At 35.2% G+C, this 21,368-nt stretch carries 22 protein-coding genes; 5 read left to right on the plus strand and 17 right to left on the minus strand.

Features of this window, described 5'->3' with window-relative positions; translation table 11 throughout:
• Positions 1-74: 74 nt before the first annotated feature.
• The 4 genes from T368_RS0106370 to T368_RS0106385 form a co-directional block, all read right to left on the minus strand.
• Complete coding sequence (locus T368_RS0106370; RefSeq protein WP_237022137.1) at positions 75-1,817, minus strand: OmpP1/FadL family transporter; 1,743 nt, start codon at positions 1,815-1,817, stop codon at positions 75-77.
• An 840-nt stretch (positions 1,818-2,657) separates the two neighbouring features.
• A complete protein-coding gene (locus T368_RS0106375; RefSeq protein WP_138160810.1) occupies positions 2,658-3,269 on the minus strand; it encodes a YiiX/YebB-like N1pC/P60 family cysteine hydrolase in 612 nt (203 codons plus the stop codon).
• A 171-nt stretch (positions 3,270-3,440) separates the two neighbouring features.
• Positions 3,441-3,707 carry a hypothetical protein gene (locus T368_RS0106380; protein ID WP_004087575.1) on the minus strand — a complete coding sequence of 89 codons (267 nt, stop codon included), beginning with the start codon at positions 3,705-3,707 and terminating at the stop codon, positions 3,441-3,443.
• Between the two features lie 190 nt (positions 3,708-3,897).
• Complete coding sequence (locus T368_RS0106385) at positions 3,898-4,131, minus strand: hypothetical protein (protein ID WP_004087577.1); 234 nt, start codon at positions 4,129-4,131, stop codon at positions 3,898-3,900.
• A 114-nt stretch (positions 4,132-4,245) separates the two neighbouring features.
• Between T368_RS0106385 and T368_RS0106390 the strand changes: the two genes are divergently transcribed.
• A complete protein-coding gene (locus T368_RS0106390; RefSeq protein ID WP_230455645.1) occupies positions 4,246-4,920 on the plus strand; it encodes a hypothetical protein in 675 nt (224 codons plus the stop codon).
• A 201-nt stretch (positions 4,921-5,121) separates the two neighbouring features.
• On the opposite strand, the gene T368_RS13440 is transcribed toward T368_RS0106390, so the two are convergent.
• Positions 5,122-6,750: a hypothetical protein gene (locus tag T368_RS13440; RefSeq protein WP_248646231.1), complete on the minus strand. Its 1,629-nt coding sequence runs from the start codon at positions 6,748-6,750 to the stop codon at positions 5,122-5,124.
• Positions 6,737-7,531: a tetratricopeptide repeat protein gene (locus tag T368_RS16675; protein WP_248646232.1), complete on the minus strand. Its 795-nt coding sequence runs from the start codon at positions 7,529-7,531 to the stop codon at positions 6,737-6,739. Before T368_RS16675 ends, T368_RS13440 begins: the two co-directional genes overlap by 14 nt.
• A gap of 183 nt (positions 7,532-7,714) precedes the next feature.
• Here T368_RS16675 and fabG point away from each other — a divergent pair, with 183 nt between their 5' ends.
• The 4 genes from fabG (at position 7,715) to ruvC (ending at position 12,053) form a co-directional block, all read left to right on the plus strand.
• The gene (gene fabG, locus T368_RS0106400) at positions 7,715-8,458 is read left to right on the plus strand and encodes a 3-oxoacyl-ACP reductase FabG (protein ID WP_004087587.1); all 744 of its coding nucleotides are present in this window, start codon (positions 7,715-7,717) and stop codon (positions 8,456-8,458) included.
• 116 nt (positions 8,459-8,574) lie between these two features.
• Positions 8,575-9,465 (plus strand): class 1 fructose-bisphosphatase, encoded by an 891-nt coding sequence (locus T368_RS0106405; protein ID WP_004087588.1) that lies wholly within the window; start codon positions 8,575-8,577, stop codon positions 9,463-9,465.
• A 24-nt stretch (positions 9,466-9,489) separates the two neighbouring features.
• On the plus strand, positions 9,490-11,580 hold the full coding sequence (locus T368_RS0106410) for a hypothetical protein (protein WP_004087590.1): 2,091 nt from the start codon (positions 9,490-9,492) through the stop codon (positions 11,578-11,580).
• Positions 11,577-12,053, plus strand: coding sequence for a crossover junction endodeoxyribonuclease RuvC (gene ruvC / locus T368_RS0106415; protein ID WP_004087592.1), 477 nt, complete (start codon positions 11,577-11,579; stop codon positions 12,051-12,053). Before T368_RS0106410 ends, ruvC begins: the two co-directional genes overlap by 4 nt.
• Positions 12,054-12,233: 180 nt before the next feature.
• Here the strand turns inward: ruvC and T368_RS0106420 are convergent, their stop codons facing one another.
• From T368_RS0106420 to T368_RS13460, 11 genes are all read right to left on the minus strand, one after another.
• Positions 12,234-12,608 carry a hypothetical protein gene (locus T368_RS0106420; protein ID WP_004087593.1) on the minus strand — a complete coding sequence of 125 codons (375 nt, stop codon included), beginning with the start codon at positions 12,606-12,608 and terminating at the stop codon, positions 12,234-12,236.
• Between the two features lie 15 nt (positions 12,609-12,623).
• Positions 12,624-12,953, minus strand: coding sequence for a hypothetical protein (locus tag T368_RS0106425; RefSeq protein ID WP_004087606.1), 330 nt, complete (start codon positions 12,951-12,953; stop codon positions 12,624-12,626).
• A gap of 11 nt (positions 12,954-12,964) precedes the next feature.
• Complete coding sequence (locus T368_RS0106430) at positions 12,965-13,363, minus strand: hypothetical protein (RefSeq protein ID WP_004087608.1); 399 nt, start codon at positions 13,361-13,363, stop codon at positions 12,965-12,967.
• Positions 13,364-13,550: 187 nt separating this feature from the next.
• A complete protein-coding gene (locus tag T368_RS14540; protein WP_004087610.1) occupies positions 13,551-14,666 on the minus strand; it encodes an ATP-binding protein in 1,116 nt (371 codons plus the stop codon).
• Positions 14,663-14,965: a hypothetical protein gene (locus tag T368_RS0106440; protein WP_004087613.1), complete on the minus strand. Its 303-nt coding sequence runs from the start codon at positions 14,963-14,965 to the stop codon at positions 14,663-14,665. Before T368_RS0106440 ends, T368_RS14540 begins: the two co-directional genes overlap by 4 nt.
• 17 nt (positions 14,966-14,982) lie before the next feature.
• Entirely contained in the window at positions 14,983-15,177 is a 195-nt protein-coding gene (locus tag T368_RS0106445; RefSeq protein ID WP_004087614.1) for a hypothetical protein, read from the minus strand.
• 60 nt (positions 15,178-15,237) lie between these two features.
• Positions 15,238-15,528, minus strand: coding sequence for a YkgJ family cysteine cluster protein (locus tag T368_RS0106450; protein WP_027338372.1), 291 nt, complete (start codon positions 15,526-15,528; stop codon positions 15,238-15,240).
• Positions 15,518-15,940: a hypothetical protein gene (locus tag T368_RS0106455; protein WP_004087623.1), complete on the minus strand. Its 423-nt coding sequence runs from the start codon at positions 15,938-15,940 to the stop codon at positions 15,518-15,520. The genes T368_RS0106450 and T368_RS0106455 overlap by 11 nt, the downstream gene beginning before the upstream one ends.
• A 352-nt stretch (positions 15,941-16,292) precedes the next feature.
• Positions 16,293-18,416: a TonB-dependent receptor domain-containing protein gene (locus T368_RS14545; protein ID WP_004087625.1), complete on the minus strand. Its 2,124-nt coding sequence runs from the start codon at positions 18,414-18,416 to the stop codon at positions 16,293-16,295.
• A 316-nt stretch (positions 18,417-18,732) separates the two neighbouring features.
• Positions 18,733-20,538: a Na/Pi cotransporter family protein gene (locus tag T368_RS13455; protein ID WP_004087626.1), complete on the minus strand. Its 1,806-nt coding sequence runs from the start codon at positions 20,536-20,538 to the stop codon at positions 18,733-18,735.
• Between the two features lie 236 nt (positions 20,539-20,774).
• A partial coding sequence (locus tag T368_RS13460; protein ID WP_051591324.1) for an ATP-grasp fold amidoligase family protein occupies positions 20,775-21,368 on the minus strand: 594 nt, incomplete at its 5' end.

Below are 21,368 nucleotides of genomic sequence, written 5' to 3' on the forward strand. Positions count from 1 at the left end.
TCATTAGAAAAATAAAGGCTAATTATAGCCTACTTCATCATTATTTCATATCTTTTTTGCAAAATGCCAAAGCACTACCACCTATATCCCAACGAAAAAGTAGCAATCCTAAGCTGTCCTACCCCACCACTCGCATAAATGCTACTTGAGCTATCCTTAAAAGTATTACTCAAAGACACACCCACATCAAAATCACGGAAATTATACTTCGCACCAAGCCCTATCATATAGCCATTACTATCAGGGATACCTATGGCAGTTTGTGGCACGGGGGCTTTATCATACGCTGCTGAAAGCATAAGTCGCAGACGCTTTGTGATATAAGTCGCCCCAACCCTAAAAGTATGCGTATCTACCCAGCCATTCCCCATAGCTACAGCTGTAAAATCAGCCAAACCCACCATACCCATGAGTTGCTCTTGACTAAAGCTCTCTGGCACACTGCCCGGACTAGCAGTAAATTTTGCCTCGTCCCAGCCAAACTCTGTGTCAAACTTCCTACCCCTACTCCAAAATGTCCGCTCATAAGTCGCCTCTAATCGCAACTTATGCTTATTTTTAAATGTCCAGTCATGGCTATATGCAATGGTTAGAATCTCAGGCATAGTTACATAGAGATATAGGGGGGCGTCCATTCGCACACTCCCTACTGGACCACCAATAATCGTATCTGCACTCACCTTACCTTTAAACTGCATGGCAACCGGGCTATTATACACCACAGAAAACATACCGCCATCTCCCACTCTAGCCGACACACTCGCACGATAGCCAAAGCCTATATCACTGCCATCACTTTTCTGCACGACTTGAGCTGTGCCGACAAGGCAGGTTTGAAGTCTAGCTACCAATGCTTTAATAGCGTCAAGTTGAGTTGCATTGGGCGGTATGCCTAAAACAGGATAGAAAGCAGGATTTTCAATCATCATGTCAAATAAACTCGCCATATCTGGTGGAATAAGCCCATCAGGCAAAGACTCCAAAATGTCGGGATTAAAGGCTGGTGTGCAGTTTTTGCCGGAACCCTCTATATAATTGTCATTTGGATTCGAAGTGGGCTTACCATCCGACCCTATAATAAATTCATTTTTGGTATCATCGGGTAATTTACCATCTGTTGGATTTTTATTTTGCTGTTGAGCTGTGCCTAAAGGCACATATACGATATTATTAAACTTTCCCATGCCATATAAAAGGCGTGGAGCAAAACCCACAGAGATTCTGTCCCTATAGGTGTAGCTAATCGATGGGGCAAACTCGATTAAGAATATAAACACATCTTGTAGAAACTCACCGCCCAAGCCATTCCACTTCATCGCTAAACCACTAGGGGCGATGAAACTCGCCCCAAAGGTAAAGCCATTATAATTTTTTGATTTATAGAAAAATTTTGGCAACATAAAGTTTGTATCGCCAGTCGAGCCATCTACCATAGCAGAATCTGCTGTTGTATGTTGCAATTCAACTTTTTTTGGAATCTTATTCATTATTGCATCATATACAGGTGGACCAACAAGAGGAATGTTTTTAATGCCCTCTAAAATACTTATATCATAATCCATATATGTAATAGAACTTAATCCTTGATTTGTAGTCGGCACTTGAAACTTAAATCCCGGGATATTAATGAGTGAGAAAGCAAACTCAAACTCATGCTTATTCTCCCCCCAATCGTTTTTAAAGCCCATATTCGCAGGATTATAGTAACTCGCATCAGCACCCCTAGCCCCTGCTACATACGCAGAGCTTAAAGCTGTAGCATTCAAGCTTTGCTCTTGAATCTTAAAGCCATTTGCTGACATTTTTGCATAAAACATACATGAAAATAGACATAATACCACCGCCTTTACTTTTATGTTTTTAATTTCTTGCTTTTTTGTCATTTTGAGCGATAGCGAAAAATCTTTTTTAGAATCTTGGCTAGATATTTCGCTTCGCTCAACATGGCAATTTTTAGATTCTAGATTCTTATCCAAATGGGTGGGTGTAGGGCGTAGGGGTGCAAAATTGCAAGATTCTAGATTCTGTTTAGAGATTAGGTTTTGTTTAGATTCTAAAACCTTGTCATATTGAGCCGTAGACGAAATATCTTTTTTAGAATCTAAATCTTGCTTAGATTCTAAGCTAGATACTTCAGCTAACGCCGTAGTATGACAAACTATCTTAGATTGCAAAACTTTGCCGTTTCTTAGAGAATCTGTGCTTTGCATAATCAAGCAAAGAATCTGTTTTATTATGGTTTTGAATCTTTGTGAATGTATAAAATTATGTTTTTTGCCCCAAATCCCTACACCCATATATTGAAATAATTTTAATATATAATTGTTTTTATACATTCTCTACCCCAAAATATTTTTACTCTCAATCATTTATATTGCGTATTTTACAAGCATTTGTGTAAATGATCGTTACCACCCTTTTACATTATGATACATAATGCAATGATATATTTGCAAATATGTTTCATAAATCGACATTATAGCTTAAAATTTGGATTTTTCTACAAATATTTGCATATGCAAATATTAAAATGTTGTATAAAGTGTTTTTATGTCTCTATACTGCTTAGCTGATAGTTGGATCTTCCTAACCAAAAATATAGATTTATATCTCATTATGCTAAACACTAAAGCAAAAAATCTTATGTAATACATTAATCACAAAGGTTTATATTGATATATCAAAGTAGATCTATCATCATTAAATAATGTAATAGGATAGAGAATCTTTAATCGCACCACAGCAATATCAAGTGTAGAGTAACTTACATGGAGATTTACAAGCGGATTTAATAGCTCTTCGATTAAAGTCGTGCAATAGAGCTTGTCAGTAGAATCTTTATCTTCTATCACAAAAGCTCTACCTACATAGCGACTATATGTTTTTGCAATATAGCTTTTATCATTTGAGCTTAGCTTATAGCGTTTTATTGTGATATTTGTGGCATGTGAGAGAAACTCATCGAAACTGCTAAGGATTACCTGATTTTTTAATGTTGGATTATCTTCTGTGCTCGCATGTAATATTTGCGTGGGATTTAGCGATACAACAATGCCTACATGCGTCAAATTGCCACCACTAGCCTTTGCGATTAACTCACTATCTACGCCGATACCATATCTAAAGATTATATCGCCTATCTCAAGGGCTGGAATATCGCCGAGATTCTCAAGCTTTAAGCCTTTGAAGTCATCATGCTTGTTATAAAAATAAATGAAACTAAAAGGGATAATACTAAGCATAATAATGACTAAAAGCTTAGTTTTCAATGATTAATCTTTTCGATACGATAGATTGCAGACTTAAATATTAACTTTGAATAGCCTATCATCCATGTTCCATTAACTCTTACAAGTTTAACCTTTCTAGTTTCAGTCTTATCTGACTCATTGTAGCTAACTTTTAGTGTGATCTCTGCCTTATCGCCCTCAATCTTTTCTTCAGTTACCTCTATATCTTTTATACCACCTTTTTTTTGTTACCTTGTCTTTCACTAATCCTGCTGTCAATGCGATTTTGCCCTCATACTCATCTCTTTTGCTCTCATCTTCTATATATGTGAGTTTTACTGCACCTTTCTTATCACCATTAGCCATTGCTTTATAAAACGATATTGCCACATCTTTTGGCTCTGCATTAGAACACGCAACAAAAAATACCGAAAACAAAGCAAATATAACACTAAAAACTGCAAATCTAGATTTCATAAAAACCCCTTAAAAAGTAAAATGCTTGAGGTTATAATGTAAAAATACAGAATTGCTTAATAAATTTTAAAAACACGCTATTTTTTGCTCTTTAGATAGTTTAATACGCCAGAGATTATATGATTTAAAAAGATTCATAAAAATCAATAATACTAAGATTCTAAGCCACTTTTTATTGCTTAGAATATAATCAGTCAGATTTCAAATACTCATTCTCTCTCTCTTTAAAATCTTTTACAAACAACCCTTTATTATCAAAGCTAATCTCATATTTATGCCCTGTTTGCATATCAATAAGATAGCATTGCTCAAGCGTTTCAGTTACTGCTCTTTGTGGTGGGACTTGCTTTAAATGCAGCAAAACATCATCATAATCCCTGCATAAATCTGGGAATCCAAATAGCATTAATTTATATTGAAACATTGCATTTCCTTTTTAACTGCGTATTCCTAACATATTTGTTACAATTCGCATTCTATCCTAAAAATATTTTTTGTTATAATGAGTTGTTTAAAAACTACAAAAAGCGATATAGATATGTTTAAAAAAGTTGCATTTTTATTGATATTGCCATGTATATATGTGATGAGTTTATATGCGGCAAGACCTTTTAATACCGATGATGCAAGGGTTGTGGCAAAAGGGCATTGTCAAATGGAGACATGGATTGAGCTACATGCACAAGGTGATAGTGAGCTATGGAGTTTGCCTAGTTGTAATCTTATTTGGGGGACTGAAATCACGCTTGGCGGTATGATAGGATTGCAGTCTAATTCTGTGCAGTTTCAGCTAAAAAAGCTTTTTGTTGATGCCGATGAGAAAGATTGGGGCATTGGCATTGCGGTTGGAAATATACATAATTATCTCTTTGGAGCGGATAATGCAAACGAGATATATGCCTATATCCCTGCTACTTTTTTATTTTTAGATTCTAAAATCGCATTGCATGTGAATGTGGGGTATAATTTGCAAAGCTTTATGGAGGGAATCTATACGCTTGGTGTGGGCTTAGAAACAGAAATAGTATCTCGTTTGTATGCGATTGGTGAAGTCTATTATAGTCGTTTTGACCCAGTTATGTATCAAGTGGGACTGCGAACATGGCTTGTGCAAGATATGCTACAGCTTGATGCAACTTATGGAAATGCTTTTTATGGCGGACTTGATTTTGTAAGCTTTGGTTTGCGTATATTACCGCCGAAGTTTTTGTGATATGGATTCTAAATTTTTATTTTTGGTCTTTAGTGGGGCTATAAACCCATAAAAATCCTGTCTCTAATATAGCTAGATCTTATCAATTAAATGATTAATACGAGGCATAGACTTTGAAAAAGAGATTATATGTCTTTCAAGTCTAATCACTTGTTTTTGGACTTTTGCTACATTGCACCTTTTAAGTGGCAATTCTATATTCTACTCAAAACCATTATCATGCAAGGAAAGGGCGTTATTACAGAGAGTTCCCCACGCAGAAGTTGTGCCGAGTTCTACACAAGCATCAAGGGCTTTTTTGCTATTATCCATGTATTTTAGCGTATAGTTAATCGTAGCGATTTTATAGAATCTTTGCTGCCTATCATCAGTTGTCATTTTAAAATCTTTAATGCGGTCTAGCTGTTTTAGGGCTTCTGTGTAGTTATTCTCATTCATCAAAGTATTCACATAAATAAAATTTACATAAGGGCTGTAATCATATTCTTTTATCTTATCCTGCAAAGCCATGATTATGCGTGCCTCTGTGCTTGTGGCAAGGGGGTCTTTTTTATGTTCGGCTTCATTTAATAATGTGAAATGCACCTCTAGCATTCTTCTATCTGTTGGAAACCATTTATCCATTTTCTTACTTAAATTTATGGCTTCATGTCTTGTTGCCTCATCATTATAAAAGGCATGAAACATTTTAAAGCTAATATCATAATACTGCGTTTGCCCCATAGCAAAGGCTAGGTCCATAACATCTCGTCCCGCTTTAATCGCCTCTTTATTCTGCCCAAGTGCAAAAAGCGTATTAGATTCCAAATAAAGCCATTTTAGCTGTTCTCCACCATCTTGTATATGCTTATATAATCCAGAGAAAAGATCATGTGCCTTTTTAAATGCGGTTTGATTATATAAACACTCAAAGGCTTGCAAGCTCTCACTTGTGCTAAGTTTTACCTTATTTGCACGGCTAAGCACACCTGCTACACCATCGCAATTATTCTCTTTCAAAAAGATTGCGACTTGATTATCAATAGCGGCTTGGACGACTTCAGAATCTTGTGGTAAAAGAGACTGCATTTGTAAAATCTCTTCATATTTTTTGTTTTCGAGATAGAGTTTTGCCTTTAATTCTAAGGCTTTTTTCGCACTCTCTGTATTTGGATAGTTTGCAAGGACATAGTCATATCGCTCAAGCTTTGTTTTATAATCGCCTGTTACTTGGAATAATAAAGAATCATCTCTTTCTTTCACTTTTTGGGCTAATTTATCATTTGGGTGATAATGCAGGAAGTCTAAATGCAGTTTGTGTGCCATATCAAAATCCCCGATTTTTGTGTAAAACTCTGAAGATTTATTTAAAAGCTTTGCGTGTAATTCGCTATTATAAGGCACATTTCCACTTAGATATGCAGCAATGGGTGCTGCCATAGTGTATTGCTCTACTTCCTCTAACTCATCTAAAAGCTCCATTGTAGCGTCTTTGTCGATAAGGAAAAATGCAGGAAATACGCTATATACCTTATGTAATAGCTCATTTGCATATTCTGTATCTTCATCTCTTAAGCTAAATTTCGCCCATGATACAGCTATCTCTCCTGCGGCTTCAAGGTCTTGTGCCTCTTGATAGGCTTCTCTATAAATGAGTGGTGCGCGTTTTATATCGCTTGGAGATTTTAGCGTATTTGCGATTTGCATTTTTGAGAGTGCGCCGTATCGAGTTTTTGGATACTCTTCAATGGTTCTATTAAGATAATAGTAAGCTTCTTTTATCTTATTTTGGGCTAAAAGAGTTTTAGATAAAAGATACATAACTTCTGGAATCTTATCATCCACTTGCATAGGCTTTTATCCATGGGATTGCGGCTTCTGCTAAATAAGATTGAGATTCTTTACTTTTAGAATGACTTAGGGCAATGATTGTATAATACACCATGTCTTTTGCAAAAAGGCTATTTGGATACATTTTCAATGCTTTTGCGATTTTCTCAAGGGCTTCTGGATACTTTCTAGCATTCATGAGTTCTCGTATCTCTAAAAACGCATCAAGGTCTTTACCTGCGATATAATCAAGCGGTTTGCGATTTATATCAAGCTCGCTAATAGTAGGCGTTGCAGTCTTTGGTATAGATACAGGGAAGTTAATGGAATCTCTTTTTTCAAGATTCTCATCAGGTCGTAAAAATGGGAGTTTTTTATAATAGGCTACGATTTGATAGCTTTTAGAATCTGTCTGCCTTGTTACAGGGATTGGATTCTCTGTTTTTAAATCGCTAAAGACAGAGAATAACTGCATTTTTACCCCTTTTGCTGGGGTAATCTCTATAATCATAGCCCTTTTTTCATCATCTTCTTTTTTTGCTTCCATAGTGTAGCTAAAGCTTAGCATTGGGCTTTTTGTGGGGTTAAATCCACTTTGTGGGATACCTACTATTCTGCATAGAATCTTTTCTACATCACCATTTATTTTTAGCTTAGATTCACAGCTGAATGGATGCTCATTACGCAGATTTAAAACTGCAAAAGTCTCTTTATCTTCTTTGCCATAATTCAGTTTCATATCTAAGCCAAAAAGCGGCATAAAACAGCATAATAATAGAATAATAGAATGTGTGAGTCGCAAGTAAGTATCCTTTATTTCTACGCTTTTTATGTGGTTTAATGTATGCAATTATACGATAAAACATTATGTTTTTCTACTATTTTTTCTTGCATTTTATAAAGGGTATTTTATTTTTTTTGCTATGCTATAATCCTTTTTTTGTAAAAATTTGCAAAAAATATTTTGTTTTAAAGGAAAGATATAATGCAGTTTAGTGGTAAGAATGTTTTAATCACAGGTGCAAGTAAGGGTATTGGTGCAGAAATCGCACGGACTTTAGCGGGTTTTGGTTTGAAAGTGTGGATTAACTATCGTAGTAAGCCAGAGATTGCAAACGCACTTAAAGAAGAGATAGAATCTAAAGGCGGAAAGGCAGCAGTAGTAGCTTTTGATGCGACAGATGAAGAGGCTTTCATTAAGGCTTTAAATCTCATTAAAGAGAGTGATGAGGAGCTTTCATATCTTGTGAATAATGCGGGTATTACAAATGATAAACTTGCCTTGCGTATGAGTATGGACGACTTTTCAAGTGTGATTGATGCGAATTTGAAGTCTTGTTTTATTGGTTGTAGAGAAGCATTAAAAATTATGAGTAGGCAAAGACATGGAAGTGTCGTAAATATCGCTTCAATCGTTGGAGAAAAAGGAAATCCCGGGCAGACAAACTATGCAGCGAGTAAAGGCGGTATGATAGCCATGACTAAAAGCTTTGCGCTTGAATCTGGCTCTAGAAATGTCCGCTTTAATGTCGTTACACCCGGTTTTATTGAGACAGATATGACTGCTGGACTAAGTGAAGAAGTAAGAGCCGAATATGCAAAAAATATCCCACTTTCACGACTTGGCAAACCAGAAGAAATCGCAAATGCAGTTGCATTTTTATTAAGCGATTATTCTACCTATATCACAGGCGAAGTGTTGAAAGTAAATGGTGGGTTATATATGTAGTATAGAAACTTGTAAGCGTTCCCTATCAATCTAGCATTTTTAAGTCATAACTAAAAACATGAAACACACATAAACATGCTAATATTACAGATTTAAAAGCTAGTGAAAGGAATACAATGAGTTATGCAGTCGATGAGATTATAGCGGCATTGCAAATAGGTGCAGTCCAAGTTGCAAATCTACTACAAAAAAGAAATGTCGAATACAGCGATACAGAGAATACAAGCGGTGATAATCAGCTAAAAGTTGATATTCTTGCCGACAAACTTTTTGGCGATATTTTAGGGGAGCTAAATATCAAGGGCTTTGCTAGTGAAGAGAGAGATGAAGTTACCCTTTTAAAACAGAATCAATACGGCTATGATAATGATACGCTGAATAAATCGCAATCTCTTCTTGTCGCTTACGATCCGCTTGATGGCTCATCGCTTATGGATAGCAATCTCACTATCGGCAGTATTTTTGGAATCTATGTAAATGAATTTCAAGGGAAAAATCTTGTAGCTTCACTCTATTTTCTCTATGGTCCGCGTTTGGAAATGGTTGTAGCAAAAGATTCTAAAAGTATGCACTATTTGTATGACTACACAAAGCATACATGGGAGTTTATACAGAATCTAAAGCTAAAGGAAGAGGGCAAACTAAACTCACCCGGTGGCACACAAAAACATTGGTATCCAAAGCATAAAGAGTTAGTAGAAAGCTTTTTTCTCAAAGGGTATAGACTGCGATATAGTGGCGGTATGGTAGCAGACTTGCATCAGATTCTATGTAAGGGCGGGGGCATTTTTAGCTATCCTGCTACAACAGATTCTAAGCAAGGAAAGCTTAGGAATCTTTTTGAAGTCTTTCCTTTTGCCTATATCTTTGAGTGTGCTGGTGGCATGGCGAGTAATGGTAGTGAAAGGCTGCTTGATATACACACAGATTCTATACATGATAGCACGCCTTGCTTTTTTGGTAGTAATAGTGAAATGCAAATCGTGCAAAAAGTCTATAAATCATAACTTTTATAATCTTTAGAGGAAGTAATGCAGCAAACAAAAGAAGAAAATGAAGAGATTCTATTTATCGGCGATCCATCACAACAGATCCAAATCCATAAATATGACACACAAAATTCATTAGACAATACGCAAATACTGCAATGCGTCTTTACCTTTGTGCGTCAAGATAGCTTATATAGCAAGGCATTAAAGGGCATTCTTATCCGCTTATTATGTGAATTTAAGAGTGAAAATATTAGAGAATTATTTTATAGCGATAATGAAAAAGGCAAATTTCACATTTATATACAAGCAGATTCTAATACTATATTAAATCTAGCAGACACTCTTAGCTCCAAATTACCACTAGGGCTTGACTTTACTTTTAAAGACATTACACAGCTTGGTATAGATGAGTTTAATGGCTTGTATTCTAAAGATTGCATAATGATACAAACAAGTAAAAATGACTTAGAATCTCATACTACAAAAACGCATACTAAGGATTGCAAATCTTTAGAATCTAAACAAACCCCATCTCTTTTGATACCAAATGTAGATGAAATGCACGCATTGATTTATGAGGATTTAGAATCTATTTCTTATGGGTTGAGTGCGGATTTTAGAACACAAAATAATACAAATCTAGATTCTAATGCTTGTCATGTTGAGCAAAGCGAAACATCTAGGAATCTAGAATCACCAAATTGCACCGCTAAAAATACGCTACAACTTACAGACTTTTTATATTTAGAATCTATCAATCTAAGCACAATAAACACAAGCAAGTTAAACACACTAAGCAAAGTAGAATTGCAACATTTCATAAAATACGAACTTATAGAATCTCTTGCTAAAATACTTTTAGATAATACGGTGATTACATTACAGCGAAACTCTATCTCTTTCACACTCTCACTAAAAAATACAGCACAAAGCAAAAAAGAGATTCCATTCATTCTCTTTAGCACATTAGATTCTGCTCAAAGCTACTTGCGTATGAGTGAAGCACAAAAAAGCATGTTAGCAAGTTTTGAAAAGCCATTTATAAGCATACAATGTAAAGAAGTTTTCACAAAAGAGTTTGGCTCAAATACGATATTTGCAGGATTATCTTGTGATATTATAGTGCTTTTACTGCTTTCATATCTACAAGAAAATCATGAAATATCCTATCTATTCTATACGCCCCAAGTAGATTTTATAGAATCAGATTCTATAAAGCTAGATTTTAATCAACAAAACTCAAACAAAAATCCTTTAGAATCTAGCACCCTTTTATGCTACAAAGATGCCTATCCTTACAGCTATACAGATAAAGCTAAAATGTTAGAATCTACTTATAGCGTAGCAGAGCATATCTATCTAAGCCACCTGCAAACGCATAAAAATCTCTCTTCCCTATTAAAAAGCAATAAGGCAAAATCTGCTAGATTTATCCCCTTTTTATCCACCACGCATAAGAGTGAATTTTTGATTGAGAAACCACAAGATACAGAATCTAGTCTGCAACGCATTTTAGATATTTCTTTTTCCACTGATTTATACACGCATTTAGAGACTTTGCATAGCTATAAAAATGGTGATAAATTGATTGCTAACTTCACAAAGGCAAACAAAGACATTGTATCACAATGGAATCTAACACAAGATGAGCTAGAAAAGCTTGGTTTGCTTAATCTTATTACGCCTTCAAGTGTAATAAGAGAGAGTAAAATCACAACTAATTTGCTTGATATTTCACTGCTTATAGAACAGATATTAGGGATAGAATCGAGTGTGCTAGAGTATGCGAATCGTTGCGTAAGAGATAGGGGACCACGCATTGATTATAAGCTTATTAGAATGGGCGATTCTATCGTGCTAGATTATGCGAGAATCTTGCGTAGTGTGATGAGCTTTCAGCTTGCTGGAGTGGAAAACGAGCTATTATGCTATGGAGTTATAGATTCTTTAGCGGAGTTTATCGGCACATTAGCGGGTGATATGATGCTAAATTATGGGATACAAGAAGTCTTTATTTGCGGGGATTTACTGCTAAAGCAGTGCTTCCTTGATAAGATTATAAAGGCTATCCCAAAGAATATGGAAGTAAGCTTTGCTAAACTTGGTGGCACGGATTATTTAGACTTATGATTATTTTAGGGATTGATCCGGGCAGCAGGAATTGCGGCTATGGTGTGATTAGTGTGGAATCTGGCAAGGCTAGTCTGCTTGATGCGGGTATTATTAAGATTGAGACAAGAAAGCTGCAAAGCCAGATTGTAGAATTTATCGAGGGCATTGATCTTATCTTAAAAAATTATGAGATAGATGAAGTAGCAATGGAGGATATTTTTTATGCGTATAATCCAAAAAGCGTGATTAAACTCGCACAATTTCGCGGGGCAATCAGTCTAAAAATCCTACAAGATTTAGGCAACTTCGCAGAATACACGCCCCTGCAAGTTAAAAAGTCTCTAACAGGCAATGGCAAAGCCGATAAAAAGCAAGTCGCCTATATGGTAAAAGTTTTGTTACGACTGCAATGCGATATTAAACCACTAGATATTAGCGATGCCCTAGCCGTAGCCCTAACTCACGCACAAGCATTAAGATATGGGAGATAAAACTCAATACTTTTACTAAAAGCAAAAATTAAAAATATATGAAAATAATCTAGCTTATAAAATGTGAATTTTTGTGAATCTTAATCTTGCAAAACCTAGTGTATCTAAAAAGAGTGTTTATCTCTTTAGATTTAAAGCGGTGGTTATTGTGATTTTGTCTTGCAATAATTTTTATATTGACTACTTTAATACAATCATTTCTTTATCACCAAATTGTTGCTCTAAATCAGAATCTAGCGTTTTTACAATATATGCTTTTGTGTTGGGTGTAGTTATGATCTTTTTTTCTTTTGAGTTAAATAGCGTGAGAATAACTTTTATATTACCATCATTCATTTTATTACGCATGGCAATGGCTAATAAATCAGGATTACTCTCTAATTCATTTATTACTTCACTATTTTGAAAAAACTCCACAACTTCTTTCATAGTAAGAGAATCTTGTCTTATCGCATTGAAACCCAAAGCTTTATCTTTTCTACTCATAAACACGATTAAACCTGCTACAACAACAACCGCTAGTCCAATAAATAGCCATATCAAATTATTATCCATAGCACAAATCCTTTATTATTCTAAAACAAGCATTTCTTTATTACCAAAACGCTTCTTAGTTTCAGAATCTAAATCATTACTTTCAATGCCTTCTGCGTTCTTATTACTTGCATTATGTGTCCCCTCAATTTTATTGGTTCTGCGATTAAAAAGACATTTAACAGTATTGTAATTGCCATTATCCAATCTATCTTTTACTACAATGGCTAGTCTATCATAGTCTTCTTCTAATGCCTTTAATCTGCTTGGGTCTTGAAACCAATCAAGAATATTCCTACCAAAATTTAAAAGACTTTCAAAAAATTTTTTTACCCATTCCCAAGCTCTTCTAATCAACTCGAACATACAACACCACCTTATTCAATAACTATCATATTTTTATCGCCAAAATTATCTTTAAAATCCTGACATATAGAATCTGTGCTAACATTTAGAAATAAATCACCAAATTTTGCTAATGGCTTTTTATTAGTATCTAAAAAGCAACATTTTAAAATAATCTTATTGTCTTGTGTTTCTCTAGTGATAGTTGCACCGCCATGCTTATCTTTATCAAGTTTATCTTGTATCCATTCTAAAGCTTCTTTGAAAGTGTATGTTTTGACATTCTCTACTTTATAATAATTATATGCAGCAGCTAAGGTTTTTTCATTAAATGATGCGACAAAAGATAATATTTCCTCAATGCCTATCCCAGCTTCTCTTAACACATCGCCTACTTTTTTAGCATTCTCATTTGTATTTTTACTTGACATTATTTCTTTCTCCTTATTGTTTTGTAGTTACCTTTTTTTAGGTTTTTCCTTACCCTATTTCCTAACTCACTCGTTTTGTTTTCAGACTCATGAGATTTATCAAACTCTTCTTTATACTTCTTAAATGCCTTTTTAAAATGTAAAAAAGTAGGAAGTGTATCCTCTTTTGCCGCTTTAATAAGCCCATTTACACAGAGTTTTTAATCTCACGACCAGAAAATCCATCTGCAATTTCACTCAATTTTTCTAACTCATCTTCATCTAGCTCTTTTGCTCCTTTCTCATAAAGTTTAGCAGGGATATGCTTTTTAATAATGGCTATCCTTTGCTTTTTATTTGGCAATTTAAACTCAACTGACTGCAAAATCCTACTATGAAAAGCCTTATCATAGTTATCAAGCAAATTTGTCGCAAATATAACTATCACAGGTCGCTCTTCTAAAAGTTTTAAAAGCTCACTTCTTAGGGCATTCATAGCTTGTTCTGAGCCTTGAGTTACATTTGAGATTCGCTTCCCCAAAAAGCTATCTGCTTCATCAAAAAATAGCACGGCATCATGCTTTTGTGCTAAGTCAAAGGCTGCTACTAGATTCTTAGGTGCATCGCCTACATATTTAGATTCTATATCTGCATAATTGCTATTTATAATCTTTTTATCCAGTGCATCTGCGATAATATGCGCACTCATTGTTTTACCAGTCCCAGGCTTCCCATGAAAATTGATAATGGTTTTTGCGATACCATCTACTTCTTTAAAGCCCCATTCATCATAGATCAACCCCTGCTTTTGCATAAGCAAAATGGTTTCTTCAATGCTTTTTCTAGTCTTTTTGTCTAACTCTATTTGTCCCATTTTATAGCGTGGGCTTTCTAGCTTTAGATTTATACTAGCTTTATCTTCACCTTGCTGCTGTTTCATGGTGGCTAGATTAGATTTTGTATCCATACCATTTAATCTATCGTGTAAAGTCTGCGTGCAATTTACACCAAGATAGAATCTAGCATTTATACCTAAAAATTTAGAATCTATCATATGCTTTCGTATCGTGTTACCCAATCTAGTTAGCATTAGTGTAACGCTAACTTCCTCTTTCTTATCCATATTATATTCTGATTCTATCAGCTCTACTTCATTGTTGCCGCTACTATCAAAAATAATAAAGAGTGCAATTTCATTGACACCGCTAAAATCATAGTCATCTCTATGAAATACGCCTATAACCTCAGATTTAAACTGCTCAAGATGGGTTTTATCCACTTCGTTAAAAAGATGATTTTCAATATCAATAATATTATATGTCATATTATTTGTCCAACTCTTAATTTTCGTTGTTCATCTCTTACCTCAGCTTCCACTGTCCCAACTAATCGTTTTTTGCGTGTTAAACCAACTGTTACGGTAGCATAATTACCGCTGTGATATAAACTGGCTATTTTCGCTTCAGTTGCTTTAAGTTCCCTTTTTTTCTTATCTATGCTATCAAAAAACGCTCCAAGCGATGCCATAACACCCAGTGCCGCGACAGCACCTCCTACTACAAGCGTAGTAGTAGAAGCTGCGGCAATAAGTGCTGGTATAGCTGCTAAAAATGGTAATGGCATGATTTACTCCTTATTTTCTATTTTCTTGAATCTGTTCCTTTTGTTTTGCCATAAGAAATCTCAGTGATGCTATAATTCCCACTGAGTAATTGAGATTCAATACTATTTCTGCACTTGCTTTCCTCTTTCTCTCGTCTAGTTTCATTTGCTATTGCACCAACTCCTGCACCAATGGCTGCAATCCCAGCCGCTACTAAAAATGGTAATGGCATATTCATCCTTTCAATAATATTTCACAAATAAGCTATAACCTAAAATATAGTTATAGCTAACTATTTAATCCTAAACCTATCCTCTATCCCAAAACGCTCTTGCATGGCATTACAAGATTCTATATTTAGTCGTATAAATTCTTCTTTTGTATAGAATCTATAGAAATGCTTTTCATACATAGATTCTATATTGCAAATCTCTGGTCTATCATCATAGATTTTACACATATTGGAATCTAAATCTAAGTATTTACACACTCCGTTACCCAAATCAAATGCTTGTAATTCCATGATATGCGAGATATTTTTACAGCATATCCCATATTGCGTACAAGGAAAATTACAAATCAATTAACGCCCTGCCTTGCGTAGTGAGAGATAGCACAGCCTTAGTCCATTCACTATAGATTAATGCGTGATTTTTTGTAAGATTAAAGGCTTTTATCATCTCATCAATCACTCTTTTTTCTTCTGGGTGGATATTATCCACATGCACAACATGCTCTGCAAATACCAATGCCATAGCTTCTAACAACACAATGCGTTGGCTTCGTGGATTCTTAATCTTTGCAAATGCGTTTGCAAGACTAAAGCTTTCTTCGCAACTTTTATCATAGCTAATATCATTAATCTGCATTTCTAAGCAATAAGTCGCAATCACTGCTTTTTGCGTATCAGAAAAGTCATTATTACTCCATGCAAGATGGTGTGCTATCTCTAGAAACGCCACTTTTTCGTCTTTTTCAAGTAGATTCAAAAACATACAAAAACTCTTAAAGTAAAATATAGTAGGTTTGCATTCTACAAAAAAAAAAAAACAAGTCAAGGGTAAATAAAAAGCCCAAATAACTTAACAATGTTTACAATTTTTGCATAACAAATTAAGTAGAAAAGAAAAATAAAATGACAAAATATAGCATTAGATGTTGTGATAACTTTTTATTTTGAGTTACATAGTATGAGATGACTTCTATGTTGCTATCATTCATTCTATCACGCATGATAAGGGCTAATAAATCAGCAATTTGTGCTAGTTTAAAGGCTTAGGATACAACTTGAATACTATCAATTACGATGAATTTGTAAAAGGGTAAATCCAGTATCCTAGTTTGATTTCACAATCTCACCCTTAGCTTCGCCCAAATGCTTCTGCCCGGCTCATAGATTCTACTCGTAGGTGCTACACCAAGACTAGCTTCACTCCCATATTTTGAGAGATGATAAGCATAGAGTGTATCTGTGATATTATCTATACCTGCAAGCAAAGTTACATTCTTAAAAGTATAGCCACCATAAAGATTAAGCGTAGCAAAAGCTTTACTTTCTCCAAAATCCTTGCCAACTACATTTCCAAAATTTAGCGCATAGCGATATTGTGCTGCATTAAATAAGACATCAAACCGCAACAACCAATTATTACTATCATAAAAAAGGGAGAATTGCCCTTGCAATGGTGCAATCTGTGGCAAAGGCATTCCAGCTTTTAATACAGAATCTATGCCATAATATGAAGTAAGATTCTGCCCGTAAGTATAAGCTAGAGAGCCATAAAGATGGATAGAATCTAAAAAGATATACTCCCCCTCAATCTCGCCTCCAAAAAGCATAGCATTTGTATTAAAAGCATATGTATTGACGGTGTTACTACCACTTTTTGGCTGATAATACAGGGCAATATAATCAGGCATATATGAAGCAAAGAGACTTGCCTTTCCATTATAGTTTGTATCTTTATAGACTATCCCCATATCAATTTGTGTGTTTGTTTCAGCAGCTAGATTCATACCGCCACTTTTACTTCTCTCCCAAAAGTCTGGTGCTCTCTGTGCTACACCAAGCCCTGCATACATTGTAGCCTTACCCAAATACTGCTCATAGCGACTAAACGCACTGAAAAGATTGTTATGAAGTCTTGTCTTTGTGCTATGCTGCAGGGTTGATACATAATCATACCTAGCACCAAAGAAAATAGCAAAGTTAGAATCTGGTAAATACGCCCCTTGCGTAAAACCCCCCGCATTTTCAAAAAGAAAGTTTGCTTTATAAGGCGTATTTAGCGTAGCATTTGCTTCATTTTCACTATTTTTATCTCCAGACATTCTTATAACATGAGAATCATTACCATAATTTGATCCAACATATAACTCAAACATATCATTAATATAGAACCTACTCTCAATTCTACCACCGATATTTGTCCTTTTTGGATTGCTTAGTTTATACACTCCATTAGCAGAGCGATGAGAGAAATTATCCATAATATGATCTATCTCATTATACCAAGTGCGTATATCAAGCAAATCAAAGGTTTCATTGAAGTGTTGCTGATACTTGAGATTATAAGACATTCTATCAAAAGTGCGAGCATCCATGCCCCTATCTGCATACGATGCAAAGCCCCTGCCCATATCCACATCAAGCTCTATTGCCGCATTTTCTGTGGGTGTTATCGTGCCGATTAGACTAATAGATTCCCTATTATATGCTGAATGTACGCTTTTATTGCCCCCTGCTTTATAATCATCAGCAGAATAATGCGAGAGTATGGCTTGAAGTGAGCCATATTTATTGCCTATAATGGCATTTGCGTTTATATCAAGGCGATTGAAACTCCCATAAAGCCCACTTGCTTCCGCATGAAAGCTTGGATTTTTTAGCCTTGTTATATCTCTCTCAAACAGCACTCCACCAGCAACTAACGCCCCATATCGCACATCTTGTGGTCCTTTATAGATGCTGATTCTATTGTAATTCTCTGGAAAAGTATAGGTGATTGTCGTATCCATTCTGCCACCACATGCACCATTTAAGCTACCGCCATTTAAAAAGATAGGCAGCCTTGACGCCCCTTGAGAACGGAAAAATATCTCACTGCCTCCGCCACCTTTTCTAGTCATAGAAAACCCGGGGATAGATAGCATAGACTTTGCTATATCGCCATTATGAAGCATTGTATCCTTGCCATATAACTCAATACTTAAAGGCGAATTTAGACTATCCTTTTTCCATTGCGATACAACCACAACGGGAGATAGACTCGCCCTTTTTTGTATGCTTTGTGTTGTTTTATCATTGTGTGTGTCTTGTGAGAGATTGTGTATCGTGCTGTTATTCTGTGCGGTATTTTGTGTTTCGTTATTATTTTGTATGTTTAATGCTTCAGTATTAGAATCTATTGTGCTAGTTTGTGCATAGCCAATGCAAAATATCATTGGTAAAGCACATATAATTCTTGTCATATTGTCTCCTTATTTGTTGCAACACATAAAACATATTTTTGCTTATGTGAATCTGTGAGTAATCTATCCAAAAAACGCTTTAAGCATTATAACTACAAACTATATTGATTAATGAAACATGTATGCCCCGTTGTAGATTCTATTTTTTACCCATATTTTCTCAATATCATTTATTTGCCATAAATAAATTGCAATATATTTTCTCTCATTATATTGGATATTCATAAGATTTTATTAGTTTTCAATTAAGACTAACTCTAATTTTAAGATCTGGTCCTGTATTATTTTGTATAAGCTTAGGTTAAATATATAAAGCTCAATCTCTAGGATTGCTATCTGCCTTGATATTTGACATGCCATAGATATGATTTGCCGCACTAATGAGTTCTTTTGCTACATTGTGAATAAATGATAAATCATTTAAGAGTGAAGTGCCATTAGCCGCGTTAATCGCATTTTCTTGTATCAGTTTTTCTACGACATTAAAGGCGTCTTTATCCTGTTGTTTAAAAAACTTCTTTTGTTTTTTAAGGTCATCTTTTAGGGCTTCCAGACTTTCTTTTGGTGCGTGTTTAATCTCTTCAACCATACGCAAAAGCTGTCCTAACTCCAAACGCATATCATCATATTCTTTTTGCAATGCGGGGTTATTGCCTGTTGCATGTTTTTTCATATTTGCTTGTAATAAACCGATGTTTTTGGTCGCTTCTGCGATTTTCCTTGAGGCAATCTGTAATGCCACAATGCGTTCAACATATTGTGTTTCATTTGCAAAAGTTTGCAACTTTGTAGAAAAGTCCATGATTGCATTAAATAATACTTTAATTTGCGTGTTGTAAAGCTCGGTAACATTAAAGGTTTGTTTAAACCAATCTTTATTGTTCTTTATCTCGTCAAACTCTTTTGTAGAGCGAATGTCAGCCCGTGAGAATCCTATCGTATGAGAAATGATTGCAAACGCATTATCATAGAGATGCTTGACTTCATTATCAAGTGCTTCAAGTGCAGTATCTTTATATGGCAATATGCTATCATTGATAAATAAAGGCACACTCTCGCCTGTATTATGCCCCTTTAAAGTTTTAGTGAGAAAGTTAGCAATCTTTGGTATAAATGCGATAAGCAACACAACACCAAAAAGGTTAAAAAGTGTATGAAATACAGCGAGTCTAAGAATAGAATCTTGCCCCAAACCAATAGCATCAGAAATCGCATTATTTATCATCACAAAGTAGTTAAAAAACACTGCCACAATAAACACGGTTGTAAAGTTAAAAATACAATTTGCAACCGCTAATCTTCTCCCCTCAATATTTGTGCTAAGTGAAGCTACAAGAGCAGTTACCACCCCGCCAACACTTGTGCCAAGCACCGCAGCTAAAGCCTGCTCATAACCTATCTGCTGCTCAAAATATGCGGTAATAATGATCGCAAGTGTAGCATGTGAGCTTTGAATAATTGAAGTAATCAATGCACCTATAAAAAGGAAGCCAAGCACCGCCTTATAACCCTCAAGCTCATATTGAGATAAGTCCATAACATCTTTAAAGCCCTCGAAACCAGCCTTAATATAAAACACGCCTAAGAAAAAGAAGCCAAGCCCCGCTAGAATCTTACCCACACCTTTATAGAGTAAATTGCTTTGAAAGTTAAAAAGCAAACCACCGACAATAAGCGGCAGGGCAAGTGATGAAATGCTGATCGAAGATGCCCCAGCGATAAGCCATGAACCAGTCGTATTGCCAAGATTTGCCCCAAACATCACGCCAATACCCTGTATTAAAGTGATTAAAGAGGCACTCACAAATGAGATAGATAAAACTGACACAAGGCTTGATGACTGCATAAGCGTGGTAACAATCGTGCCAAATATTACGCTGCGAAGTGATGTCTTTGTGGAATTTGTAAGTGTTTTTTCCAAAAATCCACCAGAAAATGCCTTAAACCCATCGCCTAGAAAAAGCATACCAAAAAGCAAAATAGCAACCCCAGCACACAATTTCCCAAGCTGCTCATTCACTGACAACGCATAGATTACAATAATCACCATTATAGTTATAGAATATTGTCGTATTAAAGATTGAAACCTAGCCAACATAGCCACACCACCATAATTTAACATTACACATAGTCATAAAGCTGTCATTATATCGAATTTTTTGTGATTATTGCTTGAATTTTTTATGAGTTTGCATTGTGTTTAGAATTTAAAGTTTGTTTTTTAAATCTTAACTTTACTAGCCCCACCAAGTCTTACATTGAGACTTTTTACAAGTTGATTAATATATCTATATATCCCTGCATTGCAAAAAACAAGCTTGTCAGGTTTTATTAAAGCATTTCATTGCTTTTAATTCTTTATAAGCTTTTACTACAACTCAACAAGTTATTTGCGCATGCTTCATATTGTTTGCATGGGTTTGGTTGCCACAACTCTCCAAGCTTTTTATCCCATTCGTTTGGATTAAAAGTATCTGCTCCGCCTGCATTTGTGAAAGTAAGTTCTCCCACATAAATTTTATTATTTACATAATATAAATCAACTCTTACATAGTCTGTAAAATAGGCGAGTTTTCGTGCCATATCAAGCATAATGTCAAAATCTTTTGGTTTCTCTGGAAGGAAATCCAGTCTATTGCCAAGGTCAAAGGGCATTTCATTGTATTGCGTATCTACAATGAGTTCTTTGTGATGTCTTACACTATCAGCTGCGACTTCAATATAGCCTATCTTATCGTGCATAATATGAATTTTATAATCCAGAGGCGCTTCCCATCTTTTATCATCGCCGTTTTTACCGCAATCAAGCATTTCTTCAGCAAAGATTCTAGGCTCTATATCTTTGTAATGCCATTCTCTATAAAGTGTGTAAAAGTTTGTGTTTAAATGTGTTGTGAGTTTAGTCATAGCTTCATTAAAGCTTTTAGAATCTTTTAGAAAAGATTCTTTGTC

It is taken from the genome of Helicobacter bilis ATCC 51630, assembly GCF_000686565.1.
Lineage (GTDB): Bacteria > Campylobacterota > Campylobacteria > Campylobacterales > Helicobacteraceae > Helicobacter_A > Helicobacter_A bilis.

Bases quoted from the DNA above. Each gene is read 5' to 3' on its own strand.
- fabG (WP_004087587.1), top strand. From the start codon at position 7,715: ATGCAGTTTAGTGGTAAGAATGTTTTAATCACAGGTGCAAGTAAGGGT.
- T368_RS0106425 (WP_004087606.1), bottom strand. From the start codon at position 12,953: ATGTTCGAGTTGATTAGAAGAGCTTGGGAATGGGTAAAAAAATTTTTT.
- T368_RS0106370 (WP_237022137.1), bottom strand. From the start codon at position 1,817: ATGTTTTATGCAAAAATGTCAGCAAATGGCTTTAAGATTCAAGAGCAA.
- T368_RS0106440 (WP_004087613.1), bottom strand. From the start codon at position 14,965: ATGCCATTACCATTTTTAGCAGCTATACCAGCACTTATTGCCGCAGCT.
- T368_RS0106405 (WP_004087588.1), top strand. From the start codon at position 8,575: ATGAGTTATGCAGTCGATGAGATTATAGCGGCATTGCAAATAGGTGCA.
- T368_RS0106380 (WP_004087575.1), bottom strand. From the start codon at position 3,707: ATGAAATCTAGATTTGCAGTTTTTAGTGTTATATTTGCTTTGTTTTCG.
- T368_RS13440 (WP_248646231.1), bottom strand. From the start codon at position 6,750: ATGCAAGTGGATGATAAGATTCCAGAAGTTATGTATCTTTTATCTAAA.
- T368_RS14545 (WP_004087625.1), bottom strand. From the start codon at position 18,416: ATGACAAGAATTATATGTGCTTTACCAATGATATTTTGCATTGGCTAT.
- T368_RS13455 (WP_004087626.1), bottom strand. From the start codon at position 20,538: ATGTTAAATTATGGTGGTGTGGCTATGTTGGCTAGGTTTCAATCTTTA.
- T368_RS0106455 (WP_004087623.1), bottom strand. From the start codon at position 15,940: ATGTTTTTGAATCTACTTGAAAAAGACGAAAAAGTGGCGTTTCTAGAG.
- T368_RS0106410 (WP_004087590.1), top strand. From the start codon at position 9,490: ATGCAGCAAACAAAAGAAGAAAATGAAGAGATTCTATTTATCGGCGAT.
- T368_RS14540 (WP_004087610.1), bottom strand. From the start codon at position 14,666: ATGACATATAATATTATTGATATTGAAAATCATCTTTTTAACGAAGTG.
- T368_RS0106430 (WP_004087608.1), bottom strand. From the start codon at position 13,363: ATGTCAAGTAAAAATACAAATGAGAATGCTAAAAAAGTAGGCGATGTG.
- T368_RS0106390 (WP_230455645.1), top strand. From the start codon at position 4,246: ATGTTTAAAAAAGTTGCATTTTTATTGATATTGCCATGTATATATGTG.
- T368_RS0106420 (WP_004087593.1), bottom strand. From the start codon at position 12,608: ATGGATAATAATTTGATATGGCTATTTATTGGACTAGCGGTTGTTGTT.
- T368_RS0106385 (WP_004087577.1), bottom strand. From the start codon at position 4,131: ATGTTTCAATATAAATTAATGCTATTTGGATTCCCAGATTTATGCAGG.
- ruvC (WP_004087592.1), top strand. From the start codon at position 11,577: ATGATTATTTTAGGGATTGATCCGGGCAGCAGGAATTGCGGCTATGGT.
- T368_RS0106445 (WP_004087614.1), bottom strand. From the start codon at position 15,177: ATGCCATTACCATTTTTAGTAGCGGCTGGGATTGCAGCCATTGGTGCA.